General features: G+C 66.7%; 14 protein-coding genes. 8 read left to right on the top strand and 6 right to left on the bottom strand.

Annotated elements, in window-relative coordinates; genetic code table 11:
- Window positions 1-39: 39 nt before the first annotated feature.
- Window positions 40-1,026, bottom strand: coding sequence for a hypothetical protein (locus ACTHNC_RS11220; RefSeq protein WP_440294677.1), 987 nt, complete (start codon window positions 1,024-1,026; stop codon window positions 40-42).
- A gap of 247 nt (window positions 1,027-1,273) precedes the next feature.
- On the bottom strand, window positions 1,274-2,098 hold the full coding sequence (locus tag ACTHNC_RS11215) for a CPBP family glutamic-type intramembrane protease (protein ID WP_440294676.1): 825 nt from the start codon (window positions 2,096-2,098) through the stop codon (window positions 1,274-1,276).
- A gap of 279 nt (window positions 2,099-2,377) precedes the next feature.
- Between ACTHNC_RS11215 and ACTHNC_RS11210 the strand changes: the two genes are divergently transcribed.
- The 3 genes from ACTHNC_RS11210 (at window position 2,378) to ACTHNC_RS11200 (ending at window position 7,019) form a co-directional block, all read left to right on the top strand.
- Window positions 2,378-4,138, top strand: a complete 1,761-nt coding sequence (locus ACTHNC_RS11210; RefSeq protein ID WP_440294675.1) for an ABC transporter family substrate-binding protein — start codon at window positions 2,378-2,380, stop codon at window positions 4,136-4,138.
- 174 nt (window positions 4,139-4,312) lie between these two features.
- Window positions 4,313-5,845, top strand: coding sequence for an ABC transporter permease subunit (locus ACTHNC_RS11205; RefSeq protein WP_440294674.1), 1,533 nt, complete (start codon window positions 4,313-4,315; stop codon window positions 5,843-5,845).
- A 55-nt stretch (window positions 5,846-5,900) separates the two neighbouring features.
- Window positions 5,901-7,019: an ABC transporter permease gene (locus ACTHNC_RS11200; protein ID WP_440294673.1), complete on the top strand. Its 1,119-nt coding sequence runs from the start codon at window positions 5,901-5,903 to the stop codon at window positions 7,017-7,019.
- Between the two features lie 23 nt (window positions 7,020-7,042).
- On the opposite strand, the gene ACTHNC_RS11195 is transcribed toward ACTHNC_RS11200, so the two are convergent.
- Window positions 7,043-7,672: a PH domain-containing protein gene (locus ACTHNC_RS11195; RefSeq protein ID WP_440294672.1), complete on the bottom strand. Its 630-nt coding sequence runs from the start codon at window positions 7,670-7,672 to the stop codon at window positions 7,043-7,045.
- A 140-nt stretch (window positions 7,673-7,812) separates the two neighbouring features.
- On the opposite strand from ACTHNC_RS11195, the gene ACTHNC_RS11190 reads away from it, so the two are divergent.
- The 3 genes from ACTHNC_RS11190 (at window position 7,813) to ACTHNC_RS11180 (ending at window position 12,376) form a co-directional block, all read left to right on the top strand.
- Window positions 7,813-9,723: an ABC transporter ATP-binding protein gene (locus ACTHNC_RS11190; RefSeq protein WP_440294671.1), complete on the top strand. Its 1,911-nt coding sequence runs from the start codon at window positions 7,813-7,815 to the stop codon at window positions 9,721-9,723.
- A 154-nt stretch (window positions 9,724-9,877) separates the two neighbouring features.
- The gene (gene typA, locus ACTHNC_RS11185; RefSeq protein WP_440294670.1) at window positions 9,878-11,785 is read left to right on the top strand and encodes a translational GTPase TypA; all 1,908 of its coding nucleotides are present in this window, start codon (window positions 9,878-9,880) and stop codon (window positions 11,783-11,785) included.
- A gap of 147 nt (window positions 11,786-11,932) precedes the next feature.
- Window positions 11,933-12,376, top strand: a complete 444-nt coding sequence (locus tag ACTHNC_RS11180) for a hypothetical protein (RefSeq protein WP_440294669.1) — start codon at window positions 11,933-11,935, stop codon at window positions 12,374-12,376.
- Here the strand turns inward: ACTHNC_RS11180 and efeB are convergent, their stop codons facing one another.
- The 3 genes from efeB to efeU are packed head-to-tail and all read right to left on the bottom strand — an operon-like array spanning window position 12,377 to window position 16,516.
- The gene (gene efeB / locus ACTHNC_RS11175) at window positions 12,377-13,666 is read right to left on the bottom strand and encodes an iron uptake transporter deferrochelatase/peroxidase subunit (protein WP_440294668.1); all 1,290 of its coding nucleotides are present in this window, start codon (window positions 13,664-13,666) and stop codon (window positions 12,377-12,379) included.
- Complete coding sequence (gene efeO, locus ACTHNC_RS11170) at window positions 13,663-14,886, bottom strand: iron uptake system protein EfeO (RefSeq protein ID WP_440294667.1); 1,224 nt, start codon at window positions 14,884-14,886, stop codon at window positions 13,663-13,665. Before efeO ends, efeB begins: the two co-directional genes overlap by 4 nt.
- A 19-nt stretch (window positions 14,887-14,905) precedes the next feature.
- Window positions 14,906-16,516: an iron uptake transporter permease EfeU gene (gene efeU, locus ACTHNC_RS11165; RefSeq protein WP_440294666.1), complete on the bottom strand. Its 1,611-nt coding sequence runs from the start codon at window positions 16,514-16,516 to the stop codon at window positions 14,906-14,908.
- Window positions 16,517-16,646: 130 nt separating this feature from the next.
- On the opposite strand from efeU, the gene ACTHNC_RS11160 reads away from it, so the two are divergent.
- Both ACTHNC_RS11160 and fdxA read left to right on the top strand, forming a co-directional pair.
- Window positions 16,647-17,012 (top strand): hypothetical protein, encoded by a 366-nt coding sequence (locus ACTHNC_RS11160; RefSeq protein WP_440294665.1) that lies wholly within the window; start codon window positions 16,647-16,649, stop codon window positions 17,010-17,012.
- A 102-nt stretch (window positions 17,013-17,114) separates the two neighbouring features.
- Window positions 17,115-17,435 carry a ferredoxin gene (gene fdxA, locus ACTHNC_RS11155; protein WP_325454634.1) on the top strand — a complete coding sequence of 107 codons (321 nt, stop codon included), beginning with the start codon at window positions 17,115-17,117 and terminating at the stop codon, window positions 17,433-17,435.
- The last annotated feature ends 1 nt before the right edge of the window (window position 17,436 follow it).

Raw genomic sequence — 17,436 nt, 5'->3', positions numbered from 1 at the left:
GGCGGGCGTGCAGTCTCGAGAACGGAACGGGCCGAGCTCCTACTTGGACCGCAATGCTTTCGCGATACCGGCGAGAGACGCCGCATCCTCGGCGCGGACCGGCCGCAAGCCCGCGCGGAGCACCTCGGCGCGCAGAGGAGAGACAAGCACAACGTCGCGCCATCCCCAGTGAGCGATGCCATCGGCACTTCGGAGGAGTCGTCGATCGCGCTCCTTCTCCGCCCGGATGGCGTCGGCTGGTTCGATGCCGAGTGACCCGTCGTACTTGAGATCCCCGTCGGACTCGCCGACCATCCGTCTTCCCTCCCACCAGAAGTCGACGCGATCGACACCTCCGCTGTACGGAAACTCGACCTGCAGTGCGGGTTGCTCGAAGCCGAGCCACAGCAACACGGCGAGACTCATCGCCTCCAGCGGTGTTTCCGGCAGCGCCGTGGCGTTCGCGAGCACCCAACGCGCGTGTCTCCGTCCCCGAGTGCTCGGCCGGTTCTCGTTCGAGTCGGCCAGCAGGTCGAGACTGAGCGTCGGGTCCTGGCGCAGCGCGGCGTTCGCGAGCGTGAATCCGATGATGTGGTGGCGGCTCCGCGCGATATCGACGACGGTCGTCGCGCGGCCAGTGACCAGGATCCCACCCAGATCGACGACATCATCGCGTTGCCTGGATGTGTGCGTTCGGATGCCGTGGTGGACGCGCGAGGTGGCCTCCGTGCCGCCGAGGATATGCACGATGCCCGGATCACCGAAGACCGGCAGACCCCAGAGCACTGCCGCCGACTCACAACAGAAGATGGCATCCGGGTGCGTCAGCGCTACGGCGTGCACCCGGCACAGGTAGCGCTGCCAGGGTGCGAGTCCACGCCAGTCTTCGGACCATGCGTAAACGGCGCGCCCAACGCGCACCACCTGCTTGCGCGCCAGCAGACGCTCGACGTGTGTCAGTTGGGATGCGTGCATCAACGGGACGGACGGACGCGCGACCGCCGGAATGGTCGCGGGCGTTGGCGTGATGGTGGTAAAGAGTTGCATTCCTGGAGCTTTGCCCAAGCAGGAATCGCGGGGACGGCGATGTCGCCAACTGTGTGTACCACGCGTGTTGTCGCCGACTGTGGACAACTAGTCCCGCCGTGCGCTCAGTGCGGCGCCCGCCTCCCCGGCCCATTTTTCGCGAGACTGCACGCCCGTCCCGAGGCTGTGGTTGTTACCCGCTGTTTCGGGACGGGCGTGCAGTCTCGCGGAGGACGCGAGGGAGCGGAGGGGAGGGCGCGACGGGAGGTCACTTGGAGGGGCCGAAGACGCCGGGCCACAGCGCGACGGCGAGGGGGTAGCCGACGAACGACACGATGTCGAGGAGGCTGTGAGCGACCACGAGCGGCGCCGTGCGTCCCCACCGTCGGTAGCACCATCCGAAGACGATGCCCATCGCCGCGTTGCCGAAGAACGGCCCGATGCCCTGGTACAGGTGGTAGCTGCCCCGCACGAGCGCCGATGCGACGATCACCCACCACGAGTTCCAACCGAGCTGCCTCAGGCGCGTGAAGAGGTACCCGATCATGATGATCTCCTCCTGCAGCGCCGCGCGCACGGCGGAGAGCAGGAGGACGGGCACGGTCCACCAGTACTGGTCGAGCGGGGACGCCTGCACGTCGACCGTGATGCCGATCGCGCGCCCCACCGCGTACAGGGCGAGTCCCGGCACGCCGATCACGGCCACGAGGAGTGCACCGCCGCCGAGGTCGCGCCACGGTCGCGTCCAGTCCAGACCGATGCGACGGAACCCGCTTCGCGTCGGCTGCCAGAGCAGATAGACGGCGAGTGCGACCGCCATCAACGAGAAGCCGATGTCGAGCACCTGGTACGTGAAGTCCACCCACTGCGTCGACGACTGCGACGGGTTCAGCTGCGCGCTCTGGTCCTTCAGCGGAGTGGGGGCGGCGAGCCGCTGCACGATCGTGAAGATCGAGTACACGGCGGACTGCCCGAGCGACAGCCCGAGAACGATCCCGACTTCCCACCACAGCCGCGCTCGGTGCCCGTGATCCACGACGTTTTCGAGGGGGAAGGATGCCCGGGGCAGTCGCACGTCACCCGCCTCGCCCATGCCAGTCATCCTGTCATGGGCGGGACATCGCGTGGTCCCGAAGCACGAGCGGAGAGCGAATAATGAGCAATGCTCGAGATTGCTCAAATGTTGCAATTCGCGCTCAAAATCCGCGCGGCGCCGGAAATAGACGCCCGAATTCTGCTTCCACGGTCACTACCTCGTAACGGTTCCCGCCGTGGGTTTTGTGCCGCGCGGCTGAGGTGTCTATCTTCGTTGCTATCTCGCGTGCGTCGCCGTACCCCGTTCGGCGCGCGCAATTCCCAACCAGGAGGAACATTGAAGATCACGCGAAAGCGTCTGCGTCCCGTTGTGGGTGCCGTCGCGGTCGCCGCCGCCGCTGGGCTTGTGCTCTCCGGCTGCACGACGAGCACGCCCTCGAGCGAGGCATCGTCCGGCGGAAAGACCATCACGATCGCCCAGGTCAATGAGGTCACGTCGTTCAACCAGGCGACGCCCCAGGGCAACCTCGACACGAACGGTGTCATCAACTACTTGACCCAGCCGCAGTTCTTCACGCTGGACCAGAAGTTCAACGTCGTGCCCAACACCGACCTCGGCACGTACAAGAAGCTCAGCAACAGCCCGCTCAAAGTCGAGTACACGCTGAACAGTGACGACAAGTGGTCGGACGGCACGCCGATGACGGCTGACGACCTCATGCTCGGCTGGGCGACCACGTCGTGCTACTACGACTCGTCGACGCTGGACGACAACGGCAACGTCGTGAAGGGAACCCAGTACTTCTCGACCGCCGGCGGGTGCGTGTTCCAGACCGATCTGCCCAAGATCAGCAACAACAACCACACCATCACGTTCACCTACAAGCAGCCGTACGTGGACTGGAACATCGTCAACCCGATCCAGATCCCGGCGCACGTCGTCGCGGCTGAGATCGGTGTCTCGACCAAGGACCTGACCAACGCGTTCCTGAAGACGCCGGCCGGCGACCCGTCGAACCCCGCTCCCGCCAACCCCACTCTGGAGAAGGCCGCGAAGTTCTGGAACACCGGCTTCGACGCGACGTCGCTTCCGAAGGACAAGAAGCTCATCGTCTCCGGTGGCCCGCTTCAGGTCTCCTCGTGGACGCCGAAGCAGTCCATGACCTTGGTGCCCAACAAGTACTACAAGGGCAAGCACGCCGTGAAGTTCGGCAAGCTGGTCATGCGCTTCATCGGTGACGCGAACGCGCAGGTCACGGCTCTCCAGAACGGCGAGGTCGACGCGATCCAGCCGCAGGCATCCGCCGACACGCTGAAGGCGCTGAAGGCGGCTTCCGGGGTCAAGACCATCACGGGTGACCAGGTCGCATACGACCACCTCGACCTGAACTTCAAGTCGCCGGTGTTCAGTGACCCGAAGGTGCGCGAGGCGTTCCTGCTCACGATCCCGCGTCAGGACATCCTGAACGCGATCATCACGCCGATCAACCCGAAGGCCAAGGTGCTCGACTCGCAGATCTTCCTGCCGTCGCAGGCCGGATATGACGAGTCGGTGAAGCAGAACGGCTCCAGCGAGTTCGACAAGGTCGACATCGACAAGGCGAAGCAGCTCCTCGCCGGCAAGACGCCGACCGTGAAGATCCTCTACAACACGGGCAACCCGAACCGCGTGGACTCGTTCCAGGCCATCCAGTCGTCGGCTGCGAAGGCCGGCTTCAATGTGGTCGACGGTGGTTCGCCGCAGTGGAGCTCGCTGCTCCCTGGTGGCGCCTACGACGCGTCGCTGTTCGGTTGGATCAACCCCGGTGTGGGCAACGCGGCACTGCCGCAGCTGTTCCAGACCGGCAACGGGTCGAACTACAACAACTTCAACATTCCCGAGGCGAACACGCTGGCCAACCAGTCGCAGACGACTCTGGACCCGAAGAAGCTGCAGTCGATCAAGTTCCAGCTGGACAAGATCGCCTTCACCAACTTCTACGGCCTGCCGCTGTTCCAGCTGCCTGGCGTCTTCGCCACCAGCTCGAAGCTCAAGGGCGTCGGCTGGTTCGGTGGTCAGACGGGTATCGTCTGGAACGTCTGGGATTGGAGCAAGTAGCTTTCAGGCTCGGACTGAACGGCTAAGATCACTCAGTCGCGCGGGGCGCCGTGTCCATTGGACCGGCGCCCCGTCGCTGGGCCCAGCCGTCTCGGCGTAGTATCTGGAGGCAGCCCGTGGCAACGACGCCGCGCATGCGTTCCCGCCTCCGTGAAGTAGAGGTTCCCCAAACCAATGGTGAGTTACATTGCGAGACGCATCGGCGTCTCAATCCTGGTCTTCATCGCCGCGTCGTTCATCATGTATGTGCTCGCGGCCAATTCCGGTGATCCGCTTCAGGATCTCGAAGGCAGCAATTCCCCCAACAAGCAAGCCCTCATCGAAACCCGCATCCACACGCAGCACCTCGATCTGCCTGCGCCCGTTCGCTGGCTGCTCTGGCTCGGCGGCGTCGCCCGATGCATCGTTCCCGTCGGTGGAGGCTGCGATCTAGGAACGACGTTCCAGAACCAGGCGGTCACCCAGCTCCTGCCGCAGGCGACTCTGGCGACGATCCAGCTCGTCACGCTGGCCTTCGTGCTCGCTGTCGTTCTCGGCGTCGCGCTGGGCATCATCACCGCTCTGCGCGCCTTCAGCGGCTTCGACTACTCGATCACGCTGGTGAGCTTCTTCCTGTTCTCGTTGCCGTCGTTCCTCATCGCGGTGCTGCTGAAGAGCTTCATCGCGCTGGGCTACAACAACTTCCTCGCCGATCCCACGCTGTCGCCTCTTGCGCTTGCCGTCTGGGGCATCGTGGTCGGCCTCGTCGTGCAGCTCGTTGCGGGCGGCAACTTCCGGAAGCGCGTCATCACCTTCTTGATCGCAGGCGCGGTGACCGCGCTGATCCTGTGGTACATGTCGGTGACCCAGTGGTTCATCAAGCCGTCCTTGGGACCCGTGGTCGTGATCATCTTCTGCGCGGCGATCGCCTACGGTGTCGTCGCGCTCCTGGCGGGCACGCGCAACCGCAAGGCGTGGATCACCGGCGGTGTCACGGCGGTGATCGCGATCGCCTGCTACTTCGGCCTGCAGTGGCTGCTGAACATGTCGAGCTTCGGGACCCTGATCATCCTCGCTGTCGTGGCGATCGGAGTCGGGCTGCTCGTCGGCTTCTTCGTCGGCGGCTACGACCGTGGCCTGATGATGCGCATCGGCGCACTGACCGCGTTCCTCACCTCGGGCGTCGTCGTGCTCGACCGTCTGATGCGGTCGTGGCCCGCGTACATGGATCTCACGAACGACCGCCCACTGGCCACCGTGGGCGCTGGCACACCTGGCCTGAACGGCGACGTCTGGATCACCGGTCTCGACACGTTCACGCACTTCCTGCTGCCGACCATGAGCCTGCTCCTGATCAGCTTCGCCGGCTACACGCGTTACTCGCGGTCCGGGATGCTGGAGGTGCTGAACCAGGACTATGTGCGAACCGCGCGGGCGAAGGGTCTGCCGGAACGGACGGTGATCGTGCGTCACGCGTTCCGCAACATGCTGATCCCCATCACGACGCTCGTCGCCACCGACATGGGAGCGCTGCTGGGTGGTGCCGTGATCACGGAGTACATCTTCAGCATCAGCGGCATGGGGCAGCTGTTCATCGCCGGCCTGTTCCGAACAGACGTGAATCCGATCATGGGCTACTTCATCGTCGTCGCCATCACCGCCATCACGTTCAACTTCCTCGCCGACCTGACCTACTCGGCGCTCGATCCTCGGGTGCGTGTGCGATGACCCGGGCGAGCATTCAGCGGAAGCTCACGAGACTTCTGGCCGCGGAGGTGGCCGCATGAGCACTATTCAGGGAAATCTGCCCGAGCCCGGCGTGAGCGACGGCTTCGAACTCGCCGAGACGGAGAAGGCCGAGAAGGGCCAGAGCCAAGGCCGGATCATCTTCCGCCGCTTCCTGAAGAACAAGGTCGCGGTCGCTGCGCTGATCGTCTATGTGGCGGTTCTGGTGTTCTCCATCTCGGCCATCGGTCTCGGACCGATCCACGGATGGTGGCACTACAGCTACACGCAGCTCAATCCGCAGGTCAACCAGGGAGCGCCTACGTTGCAGCTGTGGCCGTTCAACCTCGGCGAGCATCCGTTCGGACAAGACCGCATCGGCAAGGACTACTTCGCGCTGACCATGCGCGGCATCCAGAACTCGGTTCTCGTGATGGTCGTGCTCGGTGTCGTCGCCACCGTCATCGGTGTCATCGTCGGCGCCATCGCCGGCTACTTCAGGGGCTGGGTCGACGCGGTGCTGATGCGCATCACCGACATCTTCATCGTGATTCCCGCTCTCGTCATCGGCGCGATCGTCGGACGCACGGCGGGCGGCCTCGGCGCTCTGGGCCTGGCGGTGCTCCTCGCCTTCGTCTCCTGGATGGTGATCGCCCGCCTCGTTCGAAGCGAGTTCCTCGCGCTTCGTGAGCGGGAGTTCGTGGAAGCCGCACGGGTTGCAGGCGCCTCGGATGCGCGCATCATCTTCCGGCACATCCTGCCGAACGCGATCGGCGTCGTCATCGTCGCGTCGACGCTGTTGATCGCCGCGGCCATCCTTCTCGAGACCGCGATCAGCTACCTCGGCTTCGGCATCAAGCCGCCGGACTCGTCGCTCGGTCTTCTGATCAGTCAGAACCAGAGCGCGTTCACCACGCGGCCGTGGCTGTTCTGGTGGCCGGCGTTCTTCATCGTGCTTCTCGCGCTCTGCGTGAACTTCGTGGGAGACGGTCTTCGCGAGGCCTTCGACCCGCGTCAGCAGCGCTTCAGCCTGAAGCGCACGCGTGAGCCGGAGCCGACGGAGGAAGAGGCGGCGCAGGCGCAGGCAGCGGTAGCTGCCGCCGAGCCACCGGTGAGCGGAGGAGCATCGACGGGTTCCGGGGACGGATCGCCGGGCAGCGGGACCGGTGCCCGATGACCGTTCTGTCGACCCGGATCGACTCAGAGCACGAAAACGAGCACGGTGGCGACCAGCAGGGCGCCCATGATGCCGTTCAGCCACCAGTGCACGTCGACATCGACGGGCGTCGCGTCAGCGATGCCGGCGTCGATCCGTCCGGCGTCACGCAGGCGCGCCCATCGCTCGCGGATGAGGTAGGCCGCCTGGCCCGACTCGCTCGCGATCAGGTCTCCGGGGCGGATGCTTCCGTCCTCGTTCACCGGCGCCATCTCGACGCGTCCGCGTTCCTGCTTGCGGGCGGCCATGGCCGCTCCGGTGCGACCGGGAGCCGGCGCCGCCCAGACGCTGTAGCGGTGCCCGGGCGTGAAGAGGGTCAGCGCGAACTTGGTGTCGATGTGGATGAGCGCCGGCCACGGCACCGTGATGGTGCGGAAGACGTTGACCACACGGATGCCGTCGTCGTCGATCCGGATGCTCGGACGCCACAGCGCCACCCACGCCAGCAGAGCGACCAGGGCGACCGGAACGATCGCGAAGGGATCGCGCAGGCCGCCGTGGATCCACACGTAGCCCACCAGGACGAAGGCGTCCAGGGCCCACACGATGACCGCGAGCACGCGGTTGAATCTCGAAACGAAAACATCACGGTCGACGGCCGCGGAAGAATGCATGGATCCATGGTGGCAGCATCCGCTTACGCTTCCGTGCACGTGCCGCCCGCGACCCGGACCGCACGAGGACTCGTGACGCGGCTCACTGGCCGTGGACGACTTGGAATACGGCCCACCGGCCGAGAAGGGGCCGCCGTCTGATGGCACCGGAGAACAACACCCCCGTTCTGCAGGTCTCCGACCTCAGTGTCGACTTCGCCGTGGACAACGTCTGGGTTCCCGCGGTCAAGAAGCTCAACTACTCGATCAAGCGCGGCGAGGTCATGGCGCTCGTCGGCGAGTCCGGCTCCGGCAAGAGCGTCAGCTCGATGTCGGTACTCGATCTGCTGCCGCCGAACAGCCGAGTCAGCGGCTCGATCAAGCTGAACGGACGCGAGCTGCGCGGTCTGCCCGCGTCGCAGATGCGCGGCATCCGAGGCAAGGACATCGCGGTCATCTTCCAGGAGCCGATGACGGCCCTGAACCCCGTGCTCACCGTCGGGTTCCAGATCGTGGAGACCCTGCGCATCCACTACGGCATCTCACCGCACGAGGCGAGGGAGCGCGCGATCGAGCTGCTCGGGCTCGTCGAGCTGCCCGATCCGGTGAAGGCGTTCAACTCGTACCCGCACCAGCTCTCCGGCGGACAGCGGCAGCGCGCCATGATCGCCCAGTCGATCGCGTGCGACCCCGGTCTGCTGATCGCCGATGAGCCGACGACGGCACTGGATGTGACGGTGCAGGCCGAGATCCTCGACCTGATCCGCAACCTGAGCGACAAGCTCGACTCCGCCGTGCTGCTGATCACGCACGACATGGGCGTCGTCGCCGACCTCGCCGATCACGTCGCGGTCATGCGGCGCGGCGAGGTGGTCGAGGCCGGACCCACGCTGCAGATCTTCCGCGAGCCGAAGCATCCTTACACCATCGCCCTGCTGGATGCCGTCCCGCACCTCGGCCAGGGCGCCGAGGGTCAGGAGATCGACGTCACCGTGGCGCTGGCCGCGGCCGCCCTGGCTGAGGACGACACCCCGACGGGTCTGCTGGAGCAGATCGAGGTGAACGAGCGTGCGCTCGAGGAGGCTCGCGAGGTCGCGGCCGAACTCGACACCCGCGAGAAGGTCCTCGAGTTCAAGAACATCGTCATCGAGTACCCAGGCCACGGCCGCGTGAAGGCGTTCCGGGCGATCGACGGGGTCGACCTCACCGTGCACAAGGGTGAGGTGATGGGTCTGGTCGGCGAGTCCGGATCCGGCAAGACAACGCTCGGCCGTGCCGCCATCGGGCTCCTGCCGGTGACGGCGGGTGAGCTCAACGTGACGGGCGTGAACCTCTCGACGTGGAATCGCAAGCGCGTTCGGCAGGTGCACAAGAACGCCGGCATCGTGTTCCAGGACCCCGCGTCGTCGCTGAACCCGCGCATGACGATCGGCCAGTCGATCGGTGAGCCGTTGCTGCTGGCGAAGGGTCTCAAGGGCCGAGCGCTCGAGAGGGAGGTGCAGGGCCTGCTCGACAGCGTCGAACTGCCCACCGCCTACCGGTCCCGCTACCCGCACGAGCTCTCCGGCGGCCAGAAACAGCGCGTCGGCATCGCGCGTGCCATCTCGCTGCACCCCGAGCTGCTGATCGCCGACGAGCCGACGTCGGCGCTCGACGTCTCCGTCCAGGCGACGGTGCTCGAGTTGATCAAGAACCTGCAGGCCGAGTTCCAGTTCGCCTGCCTCTTCGTCACGCACGACCTCGCCGTCATCGACGTGCTCGCCGACCGCATCGCGGTCATGCACCTCGGGCGTCTCGCCGAGGTGGGAACGCGCGACGAGATCCTGCGCAACCCGCAGGATCCGTACACGCAGCGCCTCATCGCTGCCGTGCCGCTTCCCGACCCTGAGGTGCAGAGGGAGCGGCGCGAACTGCGTGCGCGCATCCTGGCGGCGGGCAGCGACGAGTACGACAACAAGGCGCTGCACCCGGAGGCGGGCGAATACGCGGAGCCCCAGCAGTATCCGGCGGCGGCCGGCTACGGCGGAGGCGGCGAGGAGCCGGAACCGGACGAGAAGCGGCCGACCGACTGAGCGGGTCGCGGTAGACTCGTGAGGGGCGGGGTTCTCCCGCCCCTTTCGTCGTGCCCGCCCGCACCTGGTGCGTGAGGCGACGCATCCGACTTCGGCTTGACCGCTCAGGCGCGGGAAGGCATCCACTTCATCTCTGCACGCGAGGACTACAGCCATGGCCATCCGCTCCCGTGACGATCTGCGCAACGTCGCGATCGTCGCCCACGTCGACCACGGCAAGACGACGCTCGTCGACGCCATGCTGAACCAGACCCACTCCTTCGCCGAGCACGCGCACGTCGAAGAGCGTGCGATGGACTCGAACGAGCTGGAGCGCGAGAAGGGGATCACGATCCTCGCCAAGAACACGGCGATCTCGTACAACGGCAAGCACGCGAACGGCACCCCGGTCACGATCAACGTGATCGACACCCCCGGCCACGCCGACTTCGGCGGCGAGGTGGAGCGCGGTCTCTCCATGGTCGATGGCGTCGTGCTGCTGGTGGATGCCAGTGAGGGACCGCTGCCGCAGACCCGTTTCGTGCTGCGCAAGGCGCTGGAGGCGAAGCTGCCGGTCATCCTCGCGGTGAACAAGACGGACCGGCCGGATGCCCGCATCGCCGAGGTCGTGCACGAGAGCCAGGACCTGCTGCTCGGCCTCGCCTCCGACCTTTCCGACGATGTGCCGGACCTCGACCTGGACGCGATCCTCGACGTGCCCGTCGTGTATGCGTCGGGCAAGGCGGGGCGGGCATCCGCCGCCGAACCCGCGAACGGCGAGCTGCCGGACAGCCCCGACCTCGAGCCGCTGTTCGACGCGATCCTCACGCACATTCCGGCGCCGACCTACGACGACGAAGCCCCGCTGCAGGCGCACGTCACGAACCTGGACGCCTCGCCGTTCCTCGGCCGCCTCGCCCTGCTGCGCGTTTTCAACGGCACGATCAAGAAGGGCCAGACGGTCGCCTGGGTTCGTCACGACGGCGACGTGCACAGCGTGCGGGTCACCGAGCTGCTGATGACGAAGGCGCTGGACCGCTACCCGGCGGAGAGCGCCGGCCCCGGCGACATCGTCGCGGTCGCCGGCTTCGCCGACATCATGATCGGCGACACGCTCGCCGACCCCGACGACGTGCGCCCGCTGCCCGCGATCCACGTCGACGACCCGGCGATCTCGATGACGATCGGCACGAACACGTCGCCGCTCGTGGGCAAGGTCAAGGGGCACAAGCTCACCGCACGCATGGTGAAGGACCGCCTGGACCGCGAGCTCGTCGGCAACGTGTCGTTGCGCGTGCTCGACATCGGACGCCCGGATGCCTGGGAGGTGCAGGGGCGCGGAGAGCTCGCGCTGGCCATCCTGGTCGAGCAGATGCGCCGCGAGGGCTACGAGCTCACGGTCGGTAAGCCCCAGGTGGTCACGAAGAAGGTGGACGGCAAGACCTTCGAGCCGTACGAGCACCTCACCATCGACGCGCCGGAGGAGCACCTCGGCGCCATCACGCAGCTGCTGGCCGGACGCAAGGGCCGCATGGAATCGATGTCGAACCACGGCACCGGCTGGGTGCGCATGGAGTTCATCGTGCCCTCGCGCGGCCTGATCGGATTCCGCACCGAGTTCCTCACGCTGACGCGTGGCACGGGAATCGCGAACGCCATCTCGCACGGATACGACGAGTGGGCAGGGTCCATCGTCACGCGCAGCAACGGCTCGATCGTGGCCGACCGGGCAGGCTCGGTGACGGCCTACGCGATCATCCAGCTGCAGGAGCGCATGACGTTCTTCGTGAACCCGACCGACGAGGTGTACGAGGGCATGGTCGTGGGGGAGAACTCCCGCGCCGACGACATGGACGTGAACATCGTCAAGGAGAAGAAGCTCACCAACATGCGTTCCTCGACGGCCGACACGTTCGAGTCGATGACGCCGTCCCGCCAGCTCACGCTCGAGGAGTCGCTCGAGTTCGCCCGCGAAGACGAGTGCGTCGAGGTGACGCCGGAGGCGGTGCGCATCCGCAAGGTCGAGCTGGACCAGCAGACGCGCGGCCGTGCAGCCGCCCGTCTGAAGCGCGAATCGCTTTAGCTGAGCCGGGGCGCCCCGGGCCGGGCGTCGCCTGTGGCAGGCATCAGTTCAACCTTGAGGAATGCTTGGAATGAGGGATGCCCTCGCAGCGGGCCGCGCTACCTTACCGATGTCGGCTCTACGCCGGCGTCGAGCACTGGAGTCAGGATGATCCGCACCCGTCGCGCTCTGGTCGCCGTTCCGCTCACCGTGCTGCTGGCCTTCGGGTCGACAGCCGCGCTGTCGGGATGCAGCGTGCAGGGCCTGGTGAAGAACGTGACGCACGGTCACGTCGACCTCGGCGGCAAGTCCGTGCCCGCGGACTTCCCGAAAGCCGTGCCGCTGGCTCAGGGTGACGTCGTCTACGGTGCGTCGGTCGGGTCATCCGACGGCAAGATCTGGAACGTGACCATCAAGGTCAGCGGCCCGGATGCCATCGATGCGGTGAACACGCAGTTCACTAACGCCGGCTTTCAGCAGGATCTGAACAACAAGACCGACAAGGGCGGCACGTCGTCGTTCACGAAGGACCCGTACTCGGTGCTCGTGGTCATAGCGAAGGACTCGTCCGACAAGTGGGTCGCCAACTACACGGTGACCGAGAAGAAGTAGCTAAGCGAAGAGCTGCTCCGCCAGGAAGTGTCCTGGTTCGGGCGCCGGCGGAACGGCGAACACCGCCGACCCGATGTGGGAGATGTACTCGTTGAGCCGGTCGTACGACCCCAGCCGCGTCTGCAGCTTCACGAAGTGCGCCGGATCGTTCATGTACGCGATGAACATGAGGCCGGCGTCCAGCTGCCCGAACTGATTGATGCCGTCGGTGTAGTTGTAGGAGCGGCGCAGGATCTTGACGCCGCCGTTGTTCTCGTGGGCGGCCAGCGCGACGTGCGAGTTCTGCGCGATGACGTGCTCGCCGTGCGCCGTCTTGGCGAAGTCCGGCGTGTCGAACTCCTTGGTCCCGGTCAGCGGCGCGCCCTCGGATTTGCTGCGGCCGAAGACGGTCTGTTGGTCGCCGATGCGATCGGCATCCCAGATCTCGATGTTCATCTGGATCTTGCGGGCGACTTGGTAGCTGCCGCCGGACATCCATCCTGCGTCGTCGCCGAGCCAGACGAAGTCCCGGTACTCGTCGTCTGAGCGGATGTTTCGGGTGCCGTCCTTGAACCCCATCAGGTTGCGCGGCGTGGTCTGATTCGGACCGGCCGAGGCGCGCCCGAACCCCATGACCGTCCATCGGGTGCTCACGGTGCCGCGGCCCATGCGTGCGAGGTCGCGGATGGCGTGGTACGCCACCTGCGGGTCCTCCGCGCACGCCTGCAGGCTGAGGTCTCCGCCGGTCAGCGCCTTCTGCAGGTTGTCGCTGGGCAATTCGGGCAGGTGGGCGAGCAGCTTCGGCTTCTTGGCGGCCAGCCCGAAACGGTCGTCGAAGAGGTCGGGCCCGAGTCCGAGCGTGACGGTGAGGGCGTTGGGGCTGAGATCGGCCGCCTCGCCGGTGTCCTGCGGCACGGCGCCGGGACGGGTGGGCTGTACGAGGCCGACCGGCTTGCCCTGCATGAGCTGTGCGATGCCGGCCGACCACCTCGCGAACAGGGACTGGAGATCCGTCGCCGTGCTGCCGGCATCCACGTCGAAGGTCATGTAGACGCAGTGCCGTTGCGGCTCGGTGCGGATGCCCGCCTGATGCCCACCGCCGTAGAACGGGTAGCTCAGGGCGGCGTCGACCGCGTCGCCCTGTTCCTTCGGCGTCAGCGCCTGGGCGGCGAGCGTTCCTCCCACACCGGCCAGCGCACCGACGGCGAGACCGCCGGCGCCCATGGCGAACAGACCACGTCGGCTGACGTGCGAGGTCTCGTCGGGATTCTGGCGTGCGGTCTGCTCCCGCGGCTCTGGCACGCCGGTCATTGCGCGGTCGCGACCTTCTCGGCGAGGCGGGAGAGCGGGTCCTGCAGGGCCTGCACCGCCTGGCTGAGCGTGTTCGCGTCGCTTGCGCGGAGCTCGGGCGTGTAGGTCTTGTAGCCGCCGACGGCGGCGGGGTCGCGGTAGGTGTCGAGCATCGCGTTGACCTTGTCGAACTGCGTCGCGATCTGCGAAGTGAGGCCCGAGTCGATCTTCGTGAGCCCGGGCTTCAGGTACTCGAATGCCTGCTGCGAGCCCTCGACGTTCGCGGCGAAGTCGACCAGGTCGGTGTGGCTGTATGCCTCTTCCTCGCCCTTGATCTTCGACGACTGCACCTCTTCGAGCAGGCCGGCTGCGCCGTTCGCGAGGTCTTCCGGCTTGTAGTCCAGCGACTTCGCGAGCCCGGCCAGCGTGGTGACGTTCTTCTGCAGCTCAGCGGCGAGCTGCTTCGTGCTGTCGGTGATCGCCCCGTTCTGCCACATGTCGCGTTCGATGGCGTGGAACCCGTGCCATCCGACGGAGTCGTCGAGGTTGGATGCCCGCATGTCGATCAGGTAGTCCAGGTTGCCGGCGTTGTCATTGGCCTTCGTGCCGGGCAGCACGAACCCGTCCACGTCGGACTCGATGCGCTCGTAGAACGGACGCGCCTTTCCGTACGCCTGCTCCGCGGCGCTGACGTCGCCCGCGTCCACAGCCGACTTCAGACCGGCGACGCCTTGCACGAGACCGGCGAGCTGGTCGTCGACGTACCCTGCGTAGTCCGTCGCGCCCTGCTTCAGAAGCGTCTGCACGCTTCCGGTCTTCTGCGTGGAGGCCTTGCCGGTGACCGTGAACGTGAGGTTCTCGTTCTTGCCGCCGGGGCAGTACAGCGTGTACGTGCCTCCGCCGAGCGTGAGCGTGAAGCTCACCGGCTTCAGTCCCGGCGCGAGGTTCTCCTTCTCCCCGATGATCCGCTGATCGCTCTGCAGCTCGACCTCGGTGATGCCCGTAGCGCTCTCGTTGTGCACCGTGAAGGTGATGGGACCGGCCGGTGCCGATGCGTGGTCCATGCTGCAGGCATCCGCCGAACCGTCGTTCGCGAGCGTGATCTTCACCTGGGAGGCACCGGAGGCAGACGGCTTGGCCGCGCTGTCATCTGATGCGCATCCCGCGAGCAGGAGAGTGGCACTCATCACCGCGGCGACGGTCGTGCCGACGCTGATGCGACGACGGCTACTGGGCTGCATTCGTTGTACTCCGGTGAGGTCAGGACGCCGTCGATCGGGCGACGTCGGTGGGGGTCGTGGGCTGCGCTGCGGCCGCAGGGACGCTCGGCGCGGCAGCAGGGGAGTCCGAGTGAAGGGCCGCATCCGCCCTCGCCGAGAGCCAGCGCCGGGCGCGGATGCCGCGTAGTGCGAGCACGATCGCGGCGATCGCGAAGACGAGCGGGAGCCAGAGCTTCCACAGCACCGCCTCGCGAGCGGATGCCAGCGCCGCCCGGATCGCATCACTGGACGCCGCGACGGCGGCCGGCTTCACCGTCCACGCACCGCGCCCGCCGTCGACGGCGAACGAGCGGGGTGCAGCGAGGCCACCGCCGGAGATCGTGACGACCGTGCGCGCCCGGCTCGAGGCATCCACGAGTCCATCGCCGAGCGTGTAGGCCGTGACCGACGTGGTGGTCGTCCAGGAGGCCGAGTAGGGGCCGGGAGCGCGAACCGGGTCGATACCCACCGGAATCCGGCCGCCGTTCAACTGCACGAGCGCGTCGAGGTCCAGTGAGGCAGGGCGATCGGTGGGATGCGTGGTCGTGGTGGAGGTCCAGGACCGGTCGGCGCCCTCGTGCGACGTCGGCTCGGGTACGGTGAAGCGGAAGGTCGCCGCATCGTGCTTCGCGACGACGAGCCGGGCGCTGTCGCCCTGCGGCTGGAAGGACGCGGTTCCGCCGCCCGTGAGCGGAACGATGGACGGCAGATCCGGTCGTGACCCCATCGGTACCGCGACGGCGAGCACGATCGCGGCGGCCCCGAGCACGGCGGCTGCAAGGAACATCGCCCTCTGTGCGAAGCGGCCGGCGAGCTTCAGCCGTTTCGGCCACAGCGAGTAGGCGAGAACGGGGACCACGTAGAGCACCCAGCCGAGCACCTCGACGACCCGCGGGTCGGCCGGGATGCCGAGCACGCCCGTGATGAGTGCCGCCTGTACCGACCCGGCGGGGGCGAGCCAGGAGAGGTCGACGGTGGGCTGCTGCCCGAACGAGATCCATCCCGCCTCGTGCGCGGTGCGCAGCGTGGTGACGATGAGCCCCGCAGCGACGAAGACCAGGAAGATGCCGGTCACGGTGAAGAACCGCGATAGGTTGAGCCGCACTCCGCCGGTGTACAGGCCGATGCCGATCGCGACCGCGGCCGCGATGCCGATGACGGCTCCGAGGGCAGCAGCGCCGGCGCTGGTGGATGCCTGGAACGTGGCCAGCAGAAAGACGGAGGTCTCGAATCCCTCCTTCAGCACCGCGAGGAAGGCCATCCCTGCCAGCGCCCACGTCGTTCCCGAGCCGAGCGCCGCTGCCGCCTCCCGCTCCAGCTCCTTCTTCATGCCGCGGGAGTTCTTCTTCATCCAGACGATCATCGTGGTGACGAAGATCACGGCGATGGCGCCGATGATCGTCTCCATTCCCTCCTGAGCGGCCTGGGGGAGGCTCGCCTCGATCGCCTGCAGGATGAATCCGACCGCGATGCTCAGGGCCAGAGCCGCCGATACGCCGAACCACATCGGTCTCAGCGACGCCCCGTTGCGCTTGAGGAATGCGGCGATGATGCCGACGATGAGCGCGGCCTCGAGGCCTTCGCGAAGGCCGATGACCAGGGTTGCGAGCACAGCGGAGCCTTCGGATTCGTTGGGAGGGACTTCGGTAAGGCTAACCTTACCCGCATCGACTGTAAGCACGAACGGGTCGGGCTGTCCACTCGTTCCCCGCCGCGGGCGGGCGCCCCCGTAATATTGCGCCATGCTGTTGCGCACGCTCACCGCCGTGATCCTCGGCATCGTCGGACTCGTGTTCGGCATGCTCGGCACGGTCGTGCACAGCGCCACCATCGGCACCCGGCAGCTGCCGTGGGGCATCGTGGTCGCGCTGCTCGCGCTCGCGTGCCTGCTGGCGGGCATCCGGCTCCTGAGCGACGGACGCCTCTACACCGCCTGCGCCGCGCTCGGCGGCCTCATCGCGATCGCGGTGTTGTCGCAGCGCAGCTTCGGCGGTTCCGTGCTCATCATGAACAGCGTGCTGGGCTGGATCTGGATGGCCGGCGCGGTGGTCATCGCGCTGCTCGCTGTAGCCTGGCCCGGCGGTGCCAAGCGGTTGCGGGCATCCTGAGCCGCCCGCGTTTCCCTGCATGTCGTCGGCTGGTCTGCGAGTCGCGTCGATCCGCCTAAACTGGCATGGCGCTCAAGAAGCCCGAGAGGAGCCAGTGGAGAAGTGACCTATGTCATCGCACTGCCGTGCGTGGACGTCAAGGACAGAGCCTGCGTCGACGAATGCCCGGTGGACTGCATCTATGAGGGCGAGCGCACTCTGTACATCCACCCCGATGAGTGCGTCGACTGCGGCGCCTGCGAGCCGGTGTGCCCGGTCGAGGCGATCTACTACGAAGACGACCTGCCCGAGGTGTGGAGCGACTACTACCGCGCGAACGTGGAGTTCTTCGACGACATCGGGTCGCCGGGCGGTGCAGCCAAGGTGGGCGTGATCCCGAAGGACCACCCGCTGGTGGCGGCGCTTCCGCCGCAGAACCACTGAA

It is taken from the genome of Humibacter sp. (assembly GCF_051954055.1).
In the GTDB taxonomy this organism is placed as follows: Bacteria; Actinomycetota; Actinomycetes; order Actinomycetales; family Microbacteriaceae; genus Humibacter.
This window is presented reverse-complemented; position numbering and strand designations above follow the sequence as displayed.